17 protein-coding genes are annotated in these 17780 nt (G+C 61.5%); 9 read left to right on the top strand and 8 right to left on the bottom strand.

Features of this window, described 5'->3' with window-relative positions; translation table 11 throughout:
- Nucleotides 1-6 precede the first annotated feature (6 nt).
- The 3 genes from AC0L16_RS06370 to AC0L16_RS06360 all read left to right on the top strand — a co-directional run bounded on the left by AC0L16_RS06370 (nt 7) and on the right by AC0L16_RS06360 (nt 2280).
- Nucleotides 7-498: a response regulator gene (locus tag AC0L16_RS06370; protein WP_473619752.1), complete on the top strand. Its 492-nt coding sequence runs from the start codon at nt 7-9 to the stop codon at nt 496-498.
- 170 nt (nt 499-668) lie between these two features.
- The gene (locus tag AC0L16_RS06365; protein WP_473619665.1) at nt 669-1175 is read left to right on the top strand and encodes a c-type cytochrome; all 507 of its coding nucleotides are present in this window, start codon (nt 669-671) and stop codon (nt 1173-1175) included.
- Between the two features lie 232 nt (nt 1176-1407).
- On the top strand, nt 1408-2280 hold the full coding sequence (locus AC0L16_RS06360; RefSeq protein ID WP_473619664.1) for a class I SAM-dependent methyltransferase: 873 nt from the start codon (nt 1408-1410) through the stop codon (nt 2278-2280).
- Between the two features lie 32 nt (nt 2281-2312).
- Here AC0L16_RS06360 and AC0L16_RS06355 read toward each other — a convergent pair whose 3' ends face one another.
- On the bottom strand, nt 2313-2996 hold the full coding sequence (locus AC0L16_RS06355) for a TetR/AcrR family transcriptional regulator (RefSeq protein ID WP_473619751.1): 684 nt from the start codon (nt 2994-2996) through the stop codon (nt 2313-2315).
- Between the two features lie 130 nt (nt 2997-3126).
- On the opposite strand from AC0L16_RS06355, the gene AC0L16_RS06350 reads away from it, so the two are divergent.
- From AC0L16_RS06350 to AC0L16_RS06340, 3 genes are read left to right on the top strand one after another with little or no spacing between them, the layout of a single operon-like run.
- On the top strand, nt 3127-4149 hold the full coding sequence (locus AC0L16_RS06350) for an efflux RND transporter periplasmic adaptor subunit (protein ID WP_473619663.1): 1023 nt from the start codon (nt 3127-3129) through the stop codon (nt 4147-4149).
- Nucleotides 4150-4159: 10 nt separating this feature from the next.
- Nucleotides 4160-5401, top strand: coding sequence for an ABC transporter permease (locus AC0L16_RS06345; protein WP_473619662.1), 1242 nt, complete (start codon nt 4160-4162; stop codon nt 5399-5401).
- Nucleotides 5398-6069 (top strand): ABC transporter ATP-binding protein, encoded by a 672-nt coding sequence (locus AC0L16_RS06340; RefSeq protein WP_473536601.1) that lies wholly within the window; start codon nt 5398-5400, stop codon nt 6067-6069. The genes AC0L16_RS06345 and AC0L16_RS06340 overlap by 4 nt, the downstream gene beginning before the upstream one ends.
- Before the next feature lie 69 nt (nt 6070-6138).
- Here the strand turns inward: AC0L16_RS06340 and otsB are convergent, their stop codons facing one another.
- The 4 genes from otsB to AC0L16_RS06320 form a co-directional block, all read right to left on the bottom strand.
- Nucleotides 6139-6900 (bottom strand): trehalose-phosphatase, encoded by a 762-nt coding sequence (otsB, locus tag AC0L16_RS06335; RefSeq protein WP_473619661.1) that lies wholly within the window; start codon nt 6898-6900, stop codon nt 6139-6141.
- The gene (locus AC0L16_RS06330) at nt 6897-8657 is read right to left on the bottom strand and encodes an alpha,alpha-trehalose-phosphate synthase (UDP-forming) (protein WP_473619660.1); all 1761 of its coding nucleotides are present in this window, start codon (nt 8655-8657) and stop codon (nt 6897-6899) included. The genes otsB and AC0L16_RS06330 overlap by 4 nt, the downstream gene beginning before the upstream one ends.
- A gap of 153 nt (nt 8658-8810) precedes the next feature.
- Complete coding sequence (locus AC0L16_RS06325; RefSeq protein ID WP_473619658.1) at nt 8811-10973, bottom strand: amylo-alpha-1,6-glucosidase; 2163 nt, start codon at nt 10971-10973, stop codon at nt 8811-8813.
- 44 nt (nt 10974-11017) lie between these two features.
- Nucleotides 11018-12079 (bottom strand): glycosyltransferase family 4 protein, encoded by a 1062-nt coding sequence (locus AC0L16_RS06320; RefSeq protein WP_473619657.1) that lies wholly within the window; start codon nt 12077-12079, stop codon nt 11018-11020.
- A 229-nt stretch (nt 12080-12308) separates the two neighbouring features.
- On the opposite strand from AC0L16_RS06320, the gene AC0L16_RS06315 reads away from it, so the two are divergent.
- On the top strand, nt 12309-12611 hold the full coding sequence (locus tag AC0L16_RS06315) for a DUF982 domain-containing protein (RefSeq protein ID WP_473619656.1): 303 nt from the start codon (nt 12309-12311) through the stop codon (nt 12609-12611).
- 154 nt (nt 12612-12765) lie between these two features.
- Here AC0L16_RS06315 and AC0L16_RS06310 read toward each other — a convergent pair whose 3' ends face one another.
- Entirely contained in the window at nt 12766-13488 is a 723-nt protein-coding gene (locus AC0L16_RS06310; protein ID WP_473619654.1) for a helix-turn-helix transcriptional regulator, read from the bottom strand.
- 246 nt (nt 13489-13734) lie between these two features.
- On the opposite strand from AC0L16_RS06310, the gene AC0L16_RS06305 reads away from it, so the two are divergent.
- Nucleotides 13735-15483, top strand: coding sequence for a PAS domain S-box protein (locus tag AC0L16_RS06305; RefSeq protein WP_473619653.1), 1749 nt, complete (start codon nt 13735-13737; stop codon nt 15481-15483).
- Nucleotides 15484-15545: 62 nt separating this feature from the next.
- Here AC0L16_RS06305 and AC0L16_RS06300 read toward each other — a convergent pair whose 3' ends face one another.
- Nucleotides 15546-16220: a LuxR C-terminal-related transcriptional regulator gene (locus tag AC0L16_RS06300; protein WP_473619652.1), complete on the bottom strand. Its 675-nt coding sequence runs from the start codon at nt 16218-16220 to the stop codon at nt 15546-15548.
- A gap of 348 nt (nt 16221-16568) precedes the next feature.
- Here AC0L16_RS06300 and AC0L16_RS06295 point away from each other — a divergent pair, with 348 nt between their 5' ends.
- Complete coding sequence (locus AC0L16_RS06295; protein WP_473619650.1) at nt 16569-17255, top strand: N5-glutamine methyltransferase family protein; 687 nt, start codon at nt 16569-16571, stop codon at nt 17253-17255.
- Between the two features lie 84 nt (nt 17256-17339).
- Here the strand turns inward: AC0L16_RS06295 and AC0L16_RS06290 are convergent, their stop codons facing one another.
- Nucleotides 17340-17615: a hypothetical protein gene (locus AC0L16_RS06290; protein WP_473619649.1), complete on the bottom strand. Its 276-nt coding sequence runs from the start codon at nt 17613-17615 to the stop codon at nt 17340-17342.
- Between the last annotated feature and the right edge of the window lie 165 nt (nt 17616-17780).

Here is a 17780-nt window from a genome sequence, read left to right as displayed (position 1 = left end):
GTGGACGTGAAGAGCCAACTGGGCCAAGGCACGACCTTCGAGATCTATTTTCCTGAGATTGAACCCGCTTCAGCCCACGCGGATGAGAGCGAAGGCGAGGCCACCGAGGTTCCGGTCGAGTATGGCAATGGCGAGACGATCCTGGTTGTCGATGACGATACGCCGCTGATGCAACTTGCCGAGGAGATGCTCGCCGCGCTTGGTTACGAGCCGGTCGGGTTCGACCGCAGCCCTGCGGCTCTCAATGCCTTCCGTGCCGATCCGGGGCGCTTCAACCTGGTGCTGACGGACGAGGTCATGCCTGAGATGACCGGGGTCGAGCTCTCCGGCAAGTTGCATGAGATCCGGTCTGACCTGCCAATCGTCCTGATGACCGGTTACGGCCGCACGCTCCGATCGCGTCAACTGACGGCGGCCGGCATAAGCGAAGTCATCAAGAAGCCGCTGCTGTCGGCCTCTGTTGCACAATGCCTTGCCCGCCATCTGCATTCAGGCTGATCACGGTCGGCCGGGTCCGCGTTACAACCGTAACCAAAATTTCGCCTGGCTGAAATCAACCGGTAGCCGGGCCCTTCGATGTTCCAGTCCAGGCCCGGACCATGACCGCGAGAAGACCATGATTCCGAAAAGACCATGGCCCGAAAAGTGGAAACCGGTAGGAGAAGCTGATGACACGATGGGCTCTCATCGCAATTACCGCCCTTAGCCTGACCGGGCTGCTCGCCACCGTAACGCTCGACCCAAGCGAGACGGGTGCGGCGACGGCGACCGATTCAATTGAGCGCGGTCGATACCTGGTGAAAATCGGCGGCTGCAACGACTGCCACACGCCAAATTATCTGGAGAAGGCCGGCAACGTTCCCGAGGATCGATGGCTGATCGGAGACTCCCTTGGCTTCAATGGGCCGTGGGGAACGACCTACCCGACGAATCTTCGTCAGCTTTTGCGAACCATGGGCGAGGACGACTGGGTACAGGCAGCGCGTACAGTCGAGACGCGCCCCCCTATGCCGTGGTTCAACCTGCGTGCCATGACCGAGGCCGACCTGCGCGCCATCCACCGATATGTGCTTTCGCTGCCGGCAGACGATACGCCGGTTCCGGACTATGTGCCGCCCGGTCGTCCGCCGAAGACACCGCATATTGTGTTCGTCCCGCAGCCTCCGAAGACGTAGTCGCGTCCGAAGCCGAAGTCGCGTCCGAAGGCCCGGGGCAGGGTGTTCTCCGCCTGTACGGTACGTCAGACACGACCGCTGTTTCAGTCGTAACGCAAATGCCGATTCCTGAAATCACGGTGTAGCACTGATCGCCGATCGTGGCGGTCCACCCCGGGGCGGCCAGATGGCTGCTCGGCGATCAGGCAAATCGGGAGTCAAACCCAGATTAAATCGATCAGGGAGTCAGATAATGGACAATCTGCTTGCCCAATACGCGCCGAAGATCGACCGCGATCAGGGCGCCACGGATCCGCGTCCCTATGCCCTGGGCTACACGGAACGCGAATTCCAGCGCCTGGAACTGCAGGGAGCGCTCATTCACGACCTTACCGAGGATTTCCTGCGCAGCGCGGGAATAGGACCGGGCATGCGCGTGCTCGACATTGGCTGCGGCGTCGGCGACGTCTCCTTGCTGGCCGGGAGGCTGGTCGGGCCCTCGGGAAGAGTGCTCGGCGTGGATCGTTCGGCGGGGGCGGTAGATGTTGCCGAGCGGCGCGCCACCGAATCCGGCCAGTGTTACTGGACACGCTTTACCACCGGCGAGCTTGATACATTCTCGCCCGACGAGACTTTCGATGCGGTGATCGGCAGGCTCGTCCTGATGTATCTGCCCGATCCCGTCGCAGCCCTGCGCAGGCTTGTCGGATTTCTTCGGCCGGGCGGTCTCGTCGCCTTCCAGGAAATGGCGATGCCGCTCACCCGCAGTTTTCCTGAGGCGCCGCTGTTCAGCAAATGCCGCGGCTGGATAATCGAGACGTTCGAGGGGGCGGGTTTTGAGGTCGACATGGGTGGCAGGCTACCGATGGTCTTCGCCGGCGCAGGGCTGCCGGCGCCGCAGATGAATTCCGCCGGCCTCGCCGGTAGCGGGCCCGACTCGCCGATCTACGACTATATTGCCGAGACCTTGCGCAGCCTGCTGCCGATGGCCGAGGCCGTCGGCGCCGCGACCGCCGCCGAAGTGAAGGTCGATACGCTCGTCGAGCGACTGCGCAGCGAGGCTGTTGAACAGCAGATGTGCATCATGCTGCCGCCCCTTGTCGGCGCATGGGCAAAAACGGGATAACGAATCGCTGCGGGGTGGCCTGGCTCGGCGACTCACGGGCCTGCTTCGAGGAACGCCCGGGCAAACCCGGGTTGCGCCGCTTCTATCGTTCCATCGGGCAGCTTCAAAAGCCGATCGATTGCAATGCCGTAGAGCCGCAGCCGATCGTCGAGCAGCCGCGCCGCTTCGTCGATATTTCCCTGCTCGGCTTTCAGCAAGGCGCGGTGCATTACATCCCGAAAGATTAGCCGCAGCTGCAAAAACATCTCGGCAAAAGCTTCCGGATCGGGCACGTCAAAGATGCCTTCGGCGCTGCCTTTCCTGAGCAGGTCGGTGATTATCGGCATGGCCAATTCCCTGGCCGCTTGGTCGACCCGATGGAAGAGGGCAAGGTTCTCGGGCCGGAACAGGACGAAAAATGTCTTGCGCAATTGCGGGGCAAGCTCGACGTTCAGCCGCCGCGAGCCGGCAAACAGAGCATTGAGCCGGCCAAGCCCATCGAGTGAGGGATCGTCGAGCACGGGCTGCAACTCGGTGAAGCTATCGCGGGCGAGACGTGTGGCGAGCGCCTCCAGCAGCGCCTCTTTCGATGCGAAATAGTGGTAGAACGCGCCCTTCGACAGGCCGGCCTCGCGGATGATGTCGTTCACCGTGGTGTTGTCGTAGCCGCGCTCGAAGAAAAGCCGCTGGGCGCAGTCGAGGAGCTCGGCGGATCGTATCTCCGGCGACTTTATCACTCGGGGCAAATCGAACCTCACAAAGTACAGGTCGGTAAGAGGAGCACGAACCGGAGCTCTATGCAACTTTTATAGACCGACGGTCGGTCTAGTGCTATTGTCTGTCACCGCAGGACATTCGGATTCGATCATGAAGGAGAGTCTCTTGCGACGGATACGCTGGACGGCCAGCATCGTTGTTCTCGCGACCGCGGCTGCTTTCGGCGCCTGGTATCTGTGGCAACCGGCCAAGGTTTCGGTGGTGACGCCACAACGCGGCGACGCGGCGGAAATCGTTTACGCGAGTGGCTCCGTCGAGCCGCGAACCTGGGCCAAGGTAACTCCCGTGGTTCGCGAGAGGATCGTCGAGCAATGCAATTGCGAGGGGTCGAGGGTTGCACAAGGCGACGTGCTCGCCAGGCTCGACGACGGCGAGGCCCGGGCCGTGCTTGGCGAACTCGAAGCCCGTCAAGCGCTTGCCCAGGAAGAGCTCCGGCGGCTGACGGTGCTTGCCGAAAGGCGTGCGGCGAGCCAGCAGGCTCTCGATCGTGCACAGAGCGAGCTCGGCCAGATCGAGGCGCTGGTCGCCGGACAGAAGGCGCGACTTGAAACCTACGTGTTACGCGCGCCGAGCGCCGGCGTCGTGCTCAGGCAGGACGGCGAGGTGGGTGAGGTCGCCGAACTCGGCACGGTGTTATTCTGGGTCGGCGAGCCGAAGCCGCTCCTGGTGGTCGCCGAGGTCAACGAGGAGGACATACCCCGGGTCGAGGTCGGCCAGCGGGCGCTGCTTAAATCCGACGCGTTCCGCCAGCAGGACCTGGAAGCGGTGGTCGACAGCATCACACCCAAGGGCGATCCGGTGACGAAGACCTATCGCGTCCGTTTCCGCCTGCCGGACGATACGCCGCTTCGTATCGGCATGTCGACCGACGTGAACATCGTCATCCGCGTTTCGAAAAATGCGCTGTTGATCCCGTCCGTTGCTGTCGACGGGAATAAGGTGTTCGTCGCCGACGGCGACAAGGCCCGGCGACGTGAAATCCGAACCGGTATTCGCGGCACCAATGGCATCCAGGTTCTGTCGGGGCTCGATGAGAAGGCTCGCATCATCTCGCCCTATCCCGCCGACCTCGCCGACGGCGCGCGTGTGAGCATCACCGGCGCCCAGGAGTGATGACGCAACGATGCCGCTCATCTTCGACATCGCCCTCACGCACATTGCCGGCCGCGGTCGCCAGACGCTGGTTGCCGTGATCGGCGTTGCGGTCGGTGTCGGATTCTCGATTGCCATGGCGGCGCTGATGCAGGGTGGGCAGGACGATTTCGTCAGGCAGCTCGTCGACACGATGCCGCATGTCGACATCACCGACGAGCAGCGCACGGCCCGCCGTCAACCAGCCGAGGATGCCTTCGCGACTGTGGCGATTTCCGGGCTCAGGCCGCGCGACGATCGCCGCGGCATTATCAACCCGACCGCCGCGACCTCCTGGCTGGAGATCTGGATTCCCGGCCGGTTCGCGGTAAGCCTCAAAACGCAGGGTGTGATCCGTTTTTCCAGCCGCGAAGTCGGCGCGGCGATCATTGGCATCGAGCCGGAGCGCGAGTCCGGCGTGTCGCCGATTGTCGGAGACTTCGTCGAAGGCAGCTTTTCGGCGCTTGCCGCGGGCGGCAACAACGTGCTCATCGGCGACACGATGGCGAGCCGGCTCGGCGCAGGGTTCGGCGACACGATAACGGCGGTCTCCGCCGAGGGACTGACCCGCAACTTCAAGATCGCTGGCCTGTTCCACACCGGCACCACCGCGCGCGACGAAGGTGAGGCCTATGTGCTTCTGAAAAACGCGCAGATACTCTCGGCGCGTCCGAACGCCATCAGCGAGATCCGCATCAAGCTCGACGATCCTGACCGCGCTCCGGCGGTGGCGAAGCGTGCCGAGGCCGAACTGGGCTACAAGGCGGTGGCGTGGCAGGAGGCCAATGAATCGATCCTCGAAGCGCTCGTCGTACGCAACGTCATCATGTACACCGTTGTCGGCGCGATCATGCTGGTCGCTGGCTTCGGCATCTACAACATTATCTCCACCATCACGCACGAAAAGGCGCGCGACATCGCCATCATGAAGTCGCTTGGTTTCCCGGAGTCCGACATGCGCCGGCTCTTTCTGCTGGAAGGCGTCGCGATCGGCGCTGCCGGCTCCGTGCTCGGCGGGCTGCTCGGCGTCTCCATGACCTATGCGCTGTCGCTGGTGCGTTTCGAGATCGCCGCGACCGGCCAGGAGATGACCCGGCTGCCGATCGCCTGGAGCTTGATGCACTACGTCATCGCGTCGGCTTTCGCGCTGGGCTCGGCGGCAGTGGCTGGCTACCTGCCGGCGCGTCGTGCGGCGCGCCTGAACCCCGTCGAGATCATCAGAGGCGCGTCGTGAGCGCACTCATCGAGACCGAGAAACTCACCCGCGTGTTGCCCGAGACGGTTCCCGTCACGCTGGTCAAGGACATCACGCTGGCGATCAACGAAAGAGAATTCGTCGCCGTCACCGGTCCCTCCGGCTCCGGAAAATCGTCATTGCTCTATCTGCTCGGGCTGCTCGACCGGCCGACCGCCGGGACGTTGACAATTGGCGGCCGCGACGCCGAGCCGATGAATGAAAGGGAGCGCGCGCGGACCAGGCTTTCGATGCTGGGCTTCGTGTTCCAGTTTCACTTTCTGCTGCCGGAGTTCACGGCGCGCGAAAATGTCGAAATCCCAATGCGCAAGCTTGGCCGGCTGGCGCGGCCTCAGATGCGCGAACGGGCCGGTGAGCTGCTTTCATCCCTGGGGCTCGGCGAACATCTCGACAAGCGGCCTGACCAACTCTCTGGCGGCCAGCGTCAGCGCGTCGCGGTGGCACGCTCGCTCGCCAACGATCCGCCGCTTATCCTTGCCGATGAGCCGACGGGGAGCCTCGACAGCAAGAGTTCCGAGCAGGTCTTCGCAATCCTGGAGAATCTGGTGCGCGAGCGCGGCAAGACCGTCGTGGCCGTTACGCATGATCTCGACATGGCGGCGCGCATGGATCGCCGCATTCACATCGTGGACGGGAAGATCGGCTGAACCGGAACCAATCGGCATTCATCGGATCAGGCATGGCGCGAGCCTGTCTGATGATCGCCGGGATCGCGATCAGGACACCCGCGCCGCGCCGAAATTGGCCTCGAGCCAGGCTATTGCCTCGGTCACGTCGCCGAGAACATAGCTTGCAACCGTCGGCCCGCGCGGCTTCACGCGGATAGAGATGCCGTTGGCCTCGTTTATTGCCTCGAAACCGTTTTCGTCCGAGGTGTCATCTCCGAGGAAAACGGGCCGCCGGCCGGCAAAGGGCTGGATTTCCATGAAACGCCGGATGGCAGCTCCTTTGACGGCTTCCAGCGGCATGAGTTCAACGCCAGCGTTTCCCGCAATCACGCGGTACCCGGGCGGAAGCTGCGTCAATGCCTGCTCGACAAGCTGCGTTGCCCGGGCAAGCAGTTGCGGCGCCGCGCGGGTATGGATGGCCAGGACCGGCCCCTTGCGCTCGACGTAGACCTTGCCTCCACCGAGTTCGGCCTCAATCTCGTCGGCAAGAGCTGCGATATCCGCCGGAGCGTCGGCAATGTCGACTTGACCGCCCGCGTTCAACCGATGCTCGAGTCCGTACAGCCCTGCAACGCGCAGCTTCAGGGGATGAAACAATCTGTCCACGGCAGAGACCGAACGTCCGGTGATGAAGGCGAGGGCGCCGCCCAGCCTTCGCTCGATATTTCCGAGAAGCTGACGCAGTTCATCACCGACGAAGACAGCGTCGGGATGAGCGGCATGTTCCAGCAAGGTGCCGTCGATATCGAGAAAAAGCGCCCATTGCTCTTCCGGCAGGTCGGGGGCCAGCGGCAGTCGAAGGTCCGTCACGACGCCGCCTTTCGTGCCCGCTCGAAGATGGAAACGACGTTGTTGCTGTTGGATGGCCGCTCGCCGTTGCCAGTCACTCCGCGTTTGCGAAGGCGCGCTGCGTCCAGCAGCATGCTGCCGGCCCAGCGATAGACGTTATTGTCGCGGACCATCTCGCGCATCGGCCGCATGCGCTCGCGTTGCTCGTCCGGCGTCATCGTCAGCGCCTGCAGCAGCGCCTCGCTCATCATGGTCGCATCATAGGGGTTGACGATCAGTGCCTCTAGGAGTTCGCGCGAAGCGCCGGCAAAGGTGCTGAGCAGCAGCACGCCCTGTTCGTCGTCGCGCGCCGCGACGAATTCCTTGGCCACCAGGTTCATGCCGTCATGCAGGCTGGTGACCATGCATATGTCGGCGGCACGATAGATCTCGTAGACCTGCTCCTGCGAATGATGTTCGGCGAGCAGCAGGACGGGACTGTAGTTCTCGCCGCCATAGCGCTGGTTGAGCTCTTCGGCATCGCGATGGCATTCGTCACGAAGTTGCTTGTAGGCCGGCAATGTGCCTCGGCTGGGCGCCGCGACCTGCAGGAAAACCACTTTGCCTACCCATGTGGGATATCGCGTGAACAATTCGTCCAAGGCATGAAAGCGATCGGGAATGCCTTTGGTGTAGTCGAGGCGCTCGACGCCGACGCACAGTTTGACGTTCGCCGGCAGCCCGAATCTTTCGCGGACACGGGCACGGCATTCCTCGACAGCCGGCAATCTTGCCAGCAGTTCGGCCGGCCATTCTATGGAAATGGGGTAAGCGTGAACCAGCGTCGTTTGCCCGCCATAGGAGATCGCCGCATCCGCCCGTTCTATCCGGCTTTCCAGGATGCGATCGACGCTCTCGGTGAAATTATTGGCATGAAACTGCGTATGGAAGCCGATGATGGAGCTGCCGAGCAAACCTTCCAGGATCCGTTCACGCCATGGACAGATACTGTACACTTCCGAGTTGGGCCATGGGATATGCCAGAAAGTAATGATGATCGCCTCGGGCAGGCGCTCACGGATCATGCGCGGCAAGAGCGCGAAGTGGTAGTCCTGAACCAGCACGATCGGCCGCTCGTTGCGCGCTTCGGCAACCACCGTATCGGCGAACTTCCGGTTCACGGCCTCATAGACCTGCCAATCCGACGCGCGAAAAATCGGGCGGGTGAAGGCGATATGACAAAGCGGCCACAGACCTTCATTGGCGAAGCCTAGATAATAGGCCTGGTATTCTTCCTCGGTCAGCCAGACCCTGCGCAGCGTGTAGGACGGATTGCCAGGCGGCACCTCAACCCGATCGTTCTCGTCGACGGTGAGGCGGTCCGCTGTTCCGCCGCCATATGCAATCCAGGTGCCGGCACAGGCGCGGGTGATCGGCTCAAGTGCCGAAACCAGCCCGCTGGCCGGCACCAGGAGCTCGATGCCATCATCCCTAGTGTTGTGGATGTAGGGCTCGCGGTTGGATACGACGATCACCTGCGTCGCCGGCAGATCGTCGGCCAGGATCTTGCGCAACGTGTCGGGCGACCATGTGATCAGCGCTGCATCGGCCGAGTGGCCATTCTTTTCAAACTCCCGCAGCACCGTGCGAGCCGCTTCCGAAGCCAGGTCATCCCCTGCGGAGGATGCGGCCGCAGGTATGTGGCGCCGGTGGGATATCGAGAACACCAGGGCAACAGCGGAAAGGCCCAGGCTTGCAATGATTAGAACCCAGAGTACCTCTATGCCAAAGTCTGACATTGGAACAACGATCTTCTCCGGCCTGGTCGGTGGCCGTTTTGTTTGTTTTTCGAATTCGCAGCCGCCAATCAGCTGCCGTGCGTCGGAACGCTCAGACGGGCCATCGGTTCCGCTAAATGCAGCCCCGCAGTTGGTACCATGCGAAAAGCCAAACTAGGTCCGCACGACGAGCGGCACTAACCCCTCATGCCGTTCGGCGAGAAAGGCGACGACCCTGTCGCCGACACGCTGGAAAGTCAGATCCACCTTCCTGGCGCCAACGCCAAGATGCCTCAGCGTGAGCGTGTCGATACCAATCGGCAGCCTGGGACGGGTGACGTGGATTTCGCTGTCCCAGCCGTCGATCTCGAGGCCGAGGCAGGCCTGCATCAGCATGAAGGCAGACCCAGCCGACCAGGCCTGCGGCAGGCAGGCGACGGGATAGGCAATCGGCGCTTCGCCCGGCGCGCGGGTAAAGCCGCAGAACAGTTCGGGCAACCGCATGTTGAAATGGACAGCCGATTCGAAGGTGCTGCTCATCAGCCGGATCACGCTTTCACGCTCGCCAAAGCGTGCCAGACCGGCGCCGCACATGGCGGTGTCATGCGGCCAGATCGAGCCGTTGTGGTATGACATCGGGTTGAAGAACACAGCATCGTCAGCGAGCGTCCTCAGCCCCCAGCCCGAATGGAAGGATGCCGAAAGCAGCTGGTCGGCGACCATCTGCGCTCGTGCCGGCGCGGGGAGGCCGACATAGAGAAGGTGCCCGACATTAGACGTCCGCACCTTGCAGGGCTCGCCGGCGCCGTCGATCGCCAAGGCATAGAAGCCGAGATCGTCCAGCCAGAAATGGCGTTCCACAGCGGTGCGCATGGCCTCGGCGCTGCTCTCCCAATGATCGGTCCTGTCGAGCTCGCCGCGGCGACGGGCGAGCGCCGCCAACCCCCGGAACGCGGCAAAGGCATAGCCTTGCACCTCCACCAGGGCGATCGGTCCCTTGGGGGTTCGGCCGTCGGCATGGAAGACGGAATCGCTGCTGTCCTTCCATCCCTGGTTGGCGAGGCCGGACTCGGCGGCACGCTGATAGGTGACGAAGCCGGTCGGCCGCCTTGCCTCCTCGATCCATTCAGCCGCAGCGCAGAGCGACGGCCACAGGCTGTCGACGAACGCCATGTCACCGGTACGGTCCGCATAGGCGCAGGCGAGATGGATGTAGAGCGGCGTCGTGTCGACACCGCCATAGTAGCGGCCGAAGGGGAGCTCCCGCAGCGCCGCCATTTCGCCTTTGCGGGTCTCGTGCATGATCTTGCCTGGCTGCGAATCGCTGAACGGCGATGTCTCCGTCGCCTGGTGCTGCGCAAGGAACGCCAGCACGCCTCGCGTCAGGCCCGGGTTGAGCCACAGCATCTGCAAGGCGGAGATCACGCCGTCGCGGCCGAACGCCGTCGAAAACCAGGGGATGCCCGCATAGGGGTAGGGTCCGGTCGTAAGCTCGGTGGTCAGCAGCGCCACATCGGCGCGGGCGCGCTCGACCCAATCGTTGAAGACGCGCCCGGAACTGTGCACCGTGGCACCATGGCGGCGCTTGGCCCGCATGCCGAAGTGAGCCCGGGCCGCGGCGGCGCGGAAGCGATCGCGGTTCGGCGTTTCCGCCACTTCGGGACCGACTTCGACATACAGCACCTTGCTGCTGCGCCTCGTCATGGCAATCAGGAAGTCGGTTCGGTCGCCCGTCAGCTGGTCTGGGGCCTGGGAGAACGATATCGCAGACATCCGCGCCAGCCCATCCAACCCGTCGTAGCGAAGCAGCACGCAGGTCGCATCCGTCTTGGCAGCATGGGCCATGCCGCGCTTCAGCCTCGTCGACCCGCGCACTTCGAACATGTCGCGGAAATCGGCGGCAAAATGCAGCGAAACGCGGATCGTGGACTGTTCCTGGCTGTAGTTGGAAAGGGTGATGCGTTCAAACAGCCGGTCCTGCCAAAGCAGCCTGACGCGCTCGATATGGATCGCGCCTTGCGGAATGTCCCGGCCGCGGACGCTCTGCATCGGCAGATTGGTCAGGTTGGAGGTGAAGAGCACATTGTCCTGGCTGAGCGACGCACCGAGCAGCGATGTCTGCCGGTCGCCGACGGTCAGCCGGAATTCGGAAAGCACTCGCGTGTCGTCACGGAAGAAACCGTCGCCGGCGCCGCGGATATCGCCGTAGGCGTCGGACACGGCAAAACAATCGCCTTGCTTGAGGGCGAACAGCCGATGCGGCTCTCGATGTGCGGTGGCGTCCAGGGACGCAAGTGCTACCGCGGGATCAAGCTGGCGCTCGTCGAGTTGGGCCATTCTCTACATATCCCTCTCGTTTCGCCCCCCTGAGGTAATGCCGCTCACGACGCTCTTGCTTCGGCCGAGGCGCCGATCAGGCGCGCATAGGCGGAAAAATAGTCGCGGGTCATTCTTTTGGCAGAAAACCGCCTTTCGAAGACCGCTCGCACCCTCCGCCTGTCGAGCCGCAGCAACTCGGGCACCGAGGCAACCGCGCCTTGCATGGAATCCACGATAAAACCGGTCACGCCTCGATCGACGATTTCCGGCAAGGCGCCGGATTTCCAGCCGATCACCGGCGTGCCGCAGGCCATCGCTTCTATGACGGCAAGACCGAACGGTTCCGGCCAGTCGATCGGGAATACGAGGCCGGCCGCCTTGCCGAGGAATTCCGCCTTCTTGTCTTCGTCGATCTCGCCGATATAGTCGACACGATCACCATCGACCAGCGGCTCGACCATTTTGCGGAAATAAGCCCGGTCGTCGTCGCCGATCTTTGCAGCAAGCTTCAGTTTCAGCCCCGAGCGCAGCGCGATCTCGATGGCACGATCCGGACGCTTGTCGCGCGACATCCGGCCAAGGAAGGCGAGGTAGGGCTCCCCTGGGCTCGGCTCGAAAACCGGCTTGTAGAGTTCGGTCGGCAGCCCGTGGTGGATCGTCGCCAGCCAGTTGGCGTCGGCCAGCCCCGTCCTTTGGCTGCCGGACACGGAGATCATCGGAAAGCGCGGAAAACGCTCATAGGCCGGTGCCAGATCGACGTAGTCGAGCCTGCCATGCGGCGTCGTCACCGTCCGCTCATGCATGTGCTCGAAGAAGGAAAAATGCAGAAAGTGGCTGAGGTGGAAGTGAATGATATCAAATTCTTGAGCTCGTTTCCTCACCTCGGAAAGCATCGAAAGGTGCGCCGCTGTCTCGGATTTCAGCGGGCTTGGGTCAAGACGCAGCGCACGCTCGCGACACGGTATTAAATTTGCCGAGGTCCTTGTATCGCCACTGGCGAACAAAGTTACGTCATGGCCCAGTTCGACCAACCCTTCAGTCAGATAGGAGACAATGCGCTCCGTGCCTCCATAGAGCCGAGGCGGCACGGATTCGTGGAGCGGCGCCACATGGGCTATTTTCATAGGCTGGCATTTCCCTGAAAGATCATCGCTGATGTCGAAATGCGCCACTCCCCCGAACGTTCCGCAACGGCCAAGAAGTCGGGGGCAAGAAGTCGGGCGATGACCGGCGATTCACCCAGCCGGCCCGCTGCCATTTATCAAGGCAGTGGACGTTTTTCCGGGAACCAATTGGCTGGCCGTGTATTTAATAAGGTTCGATCGAACGCATCGCGATCGACGGGAGGAAAAAATGAATCGCCTGGAATTCTTTACGCCGGTGCGAATTTCGCGCGGGCACGGAGAACCGGTGGAAGAAATCGACAATGTCAGCGAAGCGATGACGTTTTTGCGCCACTGGCCGAAGGGTAGGCGCGGCCCGGTGTATCAATGCGCACTGAACTGCTGCGCTGCGGCACTGGCAGGTCAGATGTCTGCCGAGGAAGCAAGAAAGGCTTTTACGGGCTTTGCCCGGATCACCCGGCTCCTGGATGACGACATAGCGCTGCCGATACGCGGCGAAGAGATGGACAGCGCATACACGCCCCGGCGATAGACGCCAGCGCCCCCAGGTGCCAGTTTACCGACCAGCCCGGTTGGCGAGCAGAATCACCGCGACACAGCATCACCGCGACACCGGCGATCTGCGTCGCTGCGCAGGATGCCTGGGCGCGTGGATCCAGGCCGAGCCCAAAATTATGGCCCAAATTTCATGGCAGGACCGAAATGCGCCCCAGAAGAGCCACCAGTTCCGCCTGACGTCTCGTTTCGGTCTTGGCGAACAGCGAGGCAAGCTGTGAGCGGATGGTGGTGCGGCTGAGCCGCCAACTGCGGGCGATCTCCAACGGCGCATCGCCTTGGGCCAAACGCAGAGCCAGGTGCGTTTCCGCGGTCGTCAAGCCAAACATCCTTTGCAGCGTCTGAGGATTTGGCCCCGACCTGTTCACACGGCCAAGCAATGCCACGATGCTGGTTCCGTCGGGGGCGATAAGACCGTTTTCCTTCAGTACCACCGGCCTGTCACCTGTGCTGCGGATCACCACCCACGAAAGCGAGCCCGGCAGGAAAGGCGCCGGAACATTTGCGACCAGCCGTCTTAGGGCTGCCGAAAGCTCACTGGCTGTATCAGCCGCTTCGCCTTTGTGCTCCAGAGTGGGGCGCTCCGGCGTGGGGCGCTCCAGCGTGGTTAGAGCGGCCGCGTTCCATTCGATTACTTTTCTGTCGCGGTTTAGTACGAGATAACCACAGCCGAGGCGATCAAGCATGCCGGTGACGGATTCCAGGCTGCGTCTCTTTGGTTCGTCGCCCCCTGTCTCCGGCCGAGGATAAGCATATAAGGGCCGCGTCACCTGCGCGTCAGGGTTATACTTGGCTCCTGTCGTGATGTACCGGTCGCCCGCAACGGCATCACTGTATCTATCGATCGTAGTCATTTTCCAACCTCCCCAAAGGTCCATCAGCCCGCAATAACATGTCCGGGATTTACGAACAGTCTTCTTGCAGAGAGCTCGCAAAAAATGCGCTCCCTACTGTCTTGAAACTCGTTATATTCTGATGAGTTCTGCTCGCCCCTGCTTGATAAAATGCGCGCTGTCATAGTGGTATGGCAATCCCGCAGTCGGACTAGGTTGTACGTTTTTCGCTCTAGTCTCGACGGCCTAGTCAAAAGGTAGTAGTTTATGTCGATGAATTGGCAGTCGCGCAGGTCGGATTTGAACCCAACAGGCAGACTGCTAACTCACCTTGCCTCCGCATCGGTACTGGCTGCTACGCTGATATTTGAAACAAAGGCGTCAGCATACATCGGAGAAGGGTCGAGTTTCCTGGAATTCATTCCAGCTATTATTATCATTTCCTACCTTGAAGACCGTGGTCCTGCGCTTGCGGCGACGGTCCTGATGGTGGCCGCCGGCTTATGGACACGAAGCACCCTGCATGGTCAGATCTCCGGCGAAGATTGGGCGCGCGCCATTCTGCTTCTGATTTCCGGTGGCGTGATTGCCATGACATTCCACCGGCTGCGGCAGGACGTCCGTGAGCTGCTGGAGGTAGCAGAAGCCAGGCTCGCTGCCGTCGAAGCAACCGAAAGCCGCTATCGTTGGGCTTTCGAGCGCGCCGCCATGGGGTTCGCAAACACCAACGAGAAAGGTGAGCTGCTGCAATCCAACAGACGCCTCAGCGAGATGACAGGCTACGAGGAGGAGGAGCTTGCCCAATTGCAGCTGGAGACACTCGTTCATCCGGACGACCGTGATGCCTTGGCGCAATCGCTGGCTGGCCTGGGCAAAGACTCTGCTTCGTTCGCTTCGGAGGTGCGTCTGTTAAGAAAGAACGGTTCGGCATTCTGGGCGCGGCTGACGCTGTCTTTGTCCGTGCCCGATGGGGTTCTCTCAGAGACCATTTTCGTGGTGGTCGACGATATCTCGGGACGACGAGCCGTGCACGAAGCGCTTCGGGCTCAGAAGGAGTGGCTGGATCTCGCTTTGTCTGCTGGACGCCTGGCCACGTGGCGGATCGACCTTAAAGACGGCATCGTCACCGGTTCGGGCGCATTCTGGGACATTCTCGGACTGCCCCCGGCCGGCAGCCGCCGGCTGGAGGAACTGTCGGCCGTCGTTCATCCGGCGGACTGGCCAAAGCTGGCTGTATCGAGAAAGCTCGCATCGGTCACGAACTACGACGTCGAGATACGCGTCCGACGACCGGACGGACATATCCGCTGGGTTGCTCTGCGCGGAAGGGAAGAGAAATACGATGATCGTCTACAGCGGCTCGGCGTCGCCGCCGACCTGACCGAGCGACGGCAAACCACACTGCTGCGTGCCGCGGCCAAGAAGCGGGAGCGCATCATGCTCGAGCAACGCCACAGGTTCATCAACCTGTTCCCGGTGATCACGGCACTGGTGAACATGGTCAATGTTCCAGAGAACAATGTCGCCAGGTACAAGGAGACGCTCATCGACAGGATCCGTTCGCTCGAGGCAACGCATCTGCTCCTTTCGGGCAACAGCAGCGGGTCGGGGATGCTTCACGATCTCGTTGTCCAGGAGTTGCAACCGTATATGGAGACACGCGAAATATCTGTCAGCGGTCCCTCGGTTACGATGTCGGGAGGTGCCGCCGAGAGCTTTGCGATGATTGTTCACGAGCTTGCGACCAATTCCTTGAAACATGGAGCGCTTGGCGATTCAAAAGGCCGGGTCGAGGTAAATTGGACGTTCGCATCGGAAGGTGCGGGCGGTGACATCGTGTTCGATTGGGTGGAATCAGGGCGGCGGCGGCCTTCAAAAGTTGTCCGCCATGGTTTCGGTTCAATGATAATCGGAGTGGATGGGGCGCCGCTTGTCGGTCACTCTCCCAAGCTGGAAATGACGGATCACGGGCTGCGATATTCGCTGCGGCTGTCGCGCAAGGAAATCGGCCCTTGACGCCAGTGGGCCAAGATCGGACAGCGCCGCCCCTTGCGTATCAAAAGAACGTGGTGCTCTAATTAATTGATATCCCTCGTTAACCACGTCTTCAGCATAACGGCAGCCTCCGTCCGATTCCGCACCCCAAGCTCACGCAAAACCGCAGCGGCATGGATTTTCGTCGTCGCTTCGGCGATCTCCAGATCGCGCGCAATTTCCTTGTTCGAATACCCTTCCGCCATCAGCTTGAGGACCTCCTTCTGCCTCGAGGTCAGCCTGCCAAGATTGCCGGTGGTGGTACGTCGGTGCGGGACCTGCTCGGAGGGAGCAGGTGCGTGAGTTGTCTGCGCAGCACCGGGGCGCGACAGAAGTGCAGGGACGTAGATGCGGCCCGAGAGGATTTCGTTGACGGCCATAACGACCTCTTCGTCTCTTTGCGACTTTACGATATAGCCATGAAGTCCGATCGACAGAGCCGTGAGTATCTCCGAGCGTGAATCGTTCCCGGAAACAATGGCAAATCGCGTATCCGGATAAGCTGACAGAATGCCGCCGAGCACTTCCTGATTGAACAATCCGGGCATGTTCAAGTCCAGGATCGCAAGATCAACGGACGCCTGCTCGGCCAGCAGACTGAGCGCGGCGTCGAAACACGACGCCTCAAATATCTCCACACCTGGAATGCCTGCGCTCAGAGCCAAGCGCAGGCCACGACGATACAGGCCGTGATCGTCGGCGATGACGATTCGATACATTGAACTACCCCAACGAAACCTGAATGGATTGAACCGTCACGGGCCTTTGGAGTCGTGGCCAATCACTCGTCAATTCATCCAGTCAACGCCAGCGATGCCCCAACACCGCAAGCCCAGTTTGCTAATATAATCCTAAAAGGCAGGTAAGGCTCCTCTTTTTTTGAACACGTCGAATCATCCGTTCCTATCCTTCAGGACCATGTGCCAACGCCTCGAGACGATGCCGATAGCTCGCGATCGCCAATGCCCATAGCGAGGCGTGTTTTTCGATTGCCGATCGGGAACTTAGTGATTTAACTTCCACACAATTGTCGGGCACCGCGACCGACAAGACGGAAGGGGACTGTCGTGAGCGAAGAGATCAGTGTCGCCGAAGCCTACCGCAAAGGCCGCACCATCTTCATGGGGCTGGAGTTGCTCATCGCGCCCGGTGCGCTCGTTCCCCGGCCGGAGACGGAGTTGCTCGGCACGACAGCACTTGATGTTCTGCGGCGAATGAACCTGCCGGCGCCGCGGGTTGTCGACATGTGCTGCGGGGCCGGCAATCTGGCCTGCGCCATCGCGCATTACGCCCCTGCCGCGCAGGTCTGGGCGAGCGATCTCACCGATGGATGCGTCGCGGTCGCGCGCCGCAACGTCGCCCATCACGACATGGCAGATCGCGTGTCGGTGCTGAGGGGTGACTTGTTCAGTGCTTTCTCGAGCCTGGAACTCGACAGCACGATCGACGTGATCGTCTGCAACCCGCCTTACATTTCGGAAAAGCGGCTCGAGGGCGACCGCGCGCATCTGACCGAGTTCGAGCCGCGTGAAGCGTTTGCAGCCGGCCCCTACGGCCTGAGCATCCATATGCGGGTGATCAAGGACGCGCCGCGCTACTTGCGGCGCGGAGGCATGCTGCTCTTCGAGGTCGGTCTCGGCCAGGATCGGCAGGTCATGCGTTTGCTGGAGCGCTCAAAGTCCTTCGAGGGGATCCGGGCGGTCACGAACGAAGCCGGCGAGGGAAGGGTGGTTGTGGGACATACCACGCCGTGAGCGTCAGCCATGCCGCAACTGCCGGCTCAATTTCGCGGTGTTCACGGTTCTGGCGCGCTGCAGCAAAAAGCAAAAAAGTGGCGCTTACTCGCGTCTTTGATCAGCTTTTTGGGCTTTTCTTGATTTATTCGGTGCTATTACAAGCCCGCTGGTGTCTGAGTTTGCGTCGGAGACAAAGCTGTATGCAAAGATGTGTCCCCGGTTCTCGTCGGTTACTCGAATCCAATCCTTTTCCCACGTTCGGAGCGTAACATGTCGATCTGTCGACATGGCGGCGGCTTTGAAAGGGCTCGGCGCGTTGATGACACGCACCGTAATCACTTCATCGCCCTCCATTTGTTCGACGAGGTACGTCTGCATAAGGCCTCCCCAGCACCCATTGCAACCTAAACGTAAGCCCAAGAGTTCGGTTGCAGCGTAGCAAAGACATTTTCGACAAATGTGACGAACCGACGTGGCCTCTGCCCGGCCGGTCCGAGAAGGGCGGCTACGGCTCAGTAAATACGGAGGTTCGGCATATGAAAC

Source organism: Mesorhizobium sp. WSM4848 (assembly GCF_055811375.1).
This window is presented reverse-complemented; position numbering and strand designations above follow the sequence as displayed.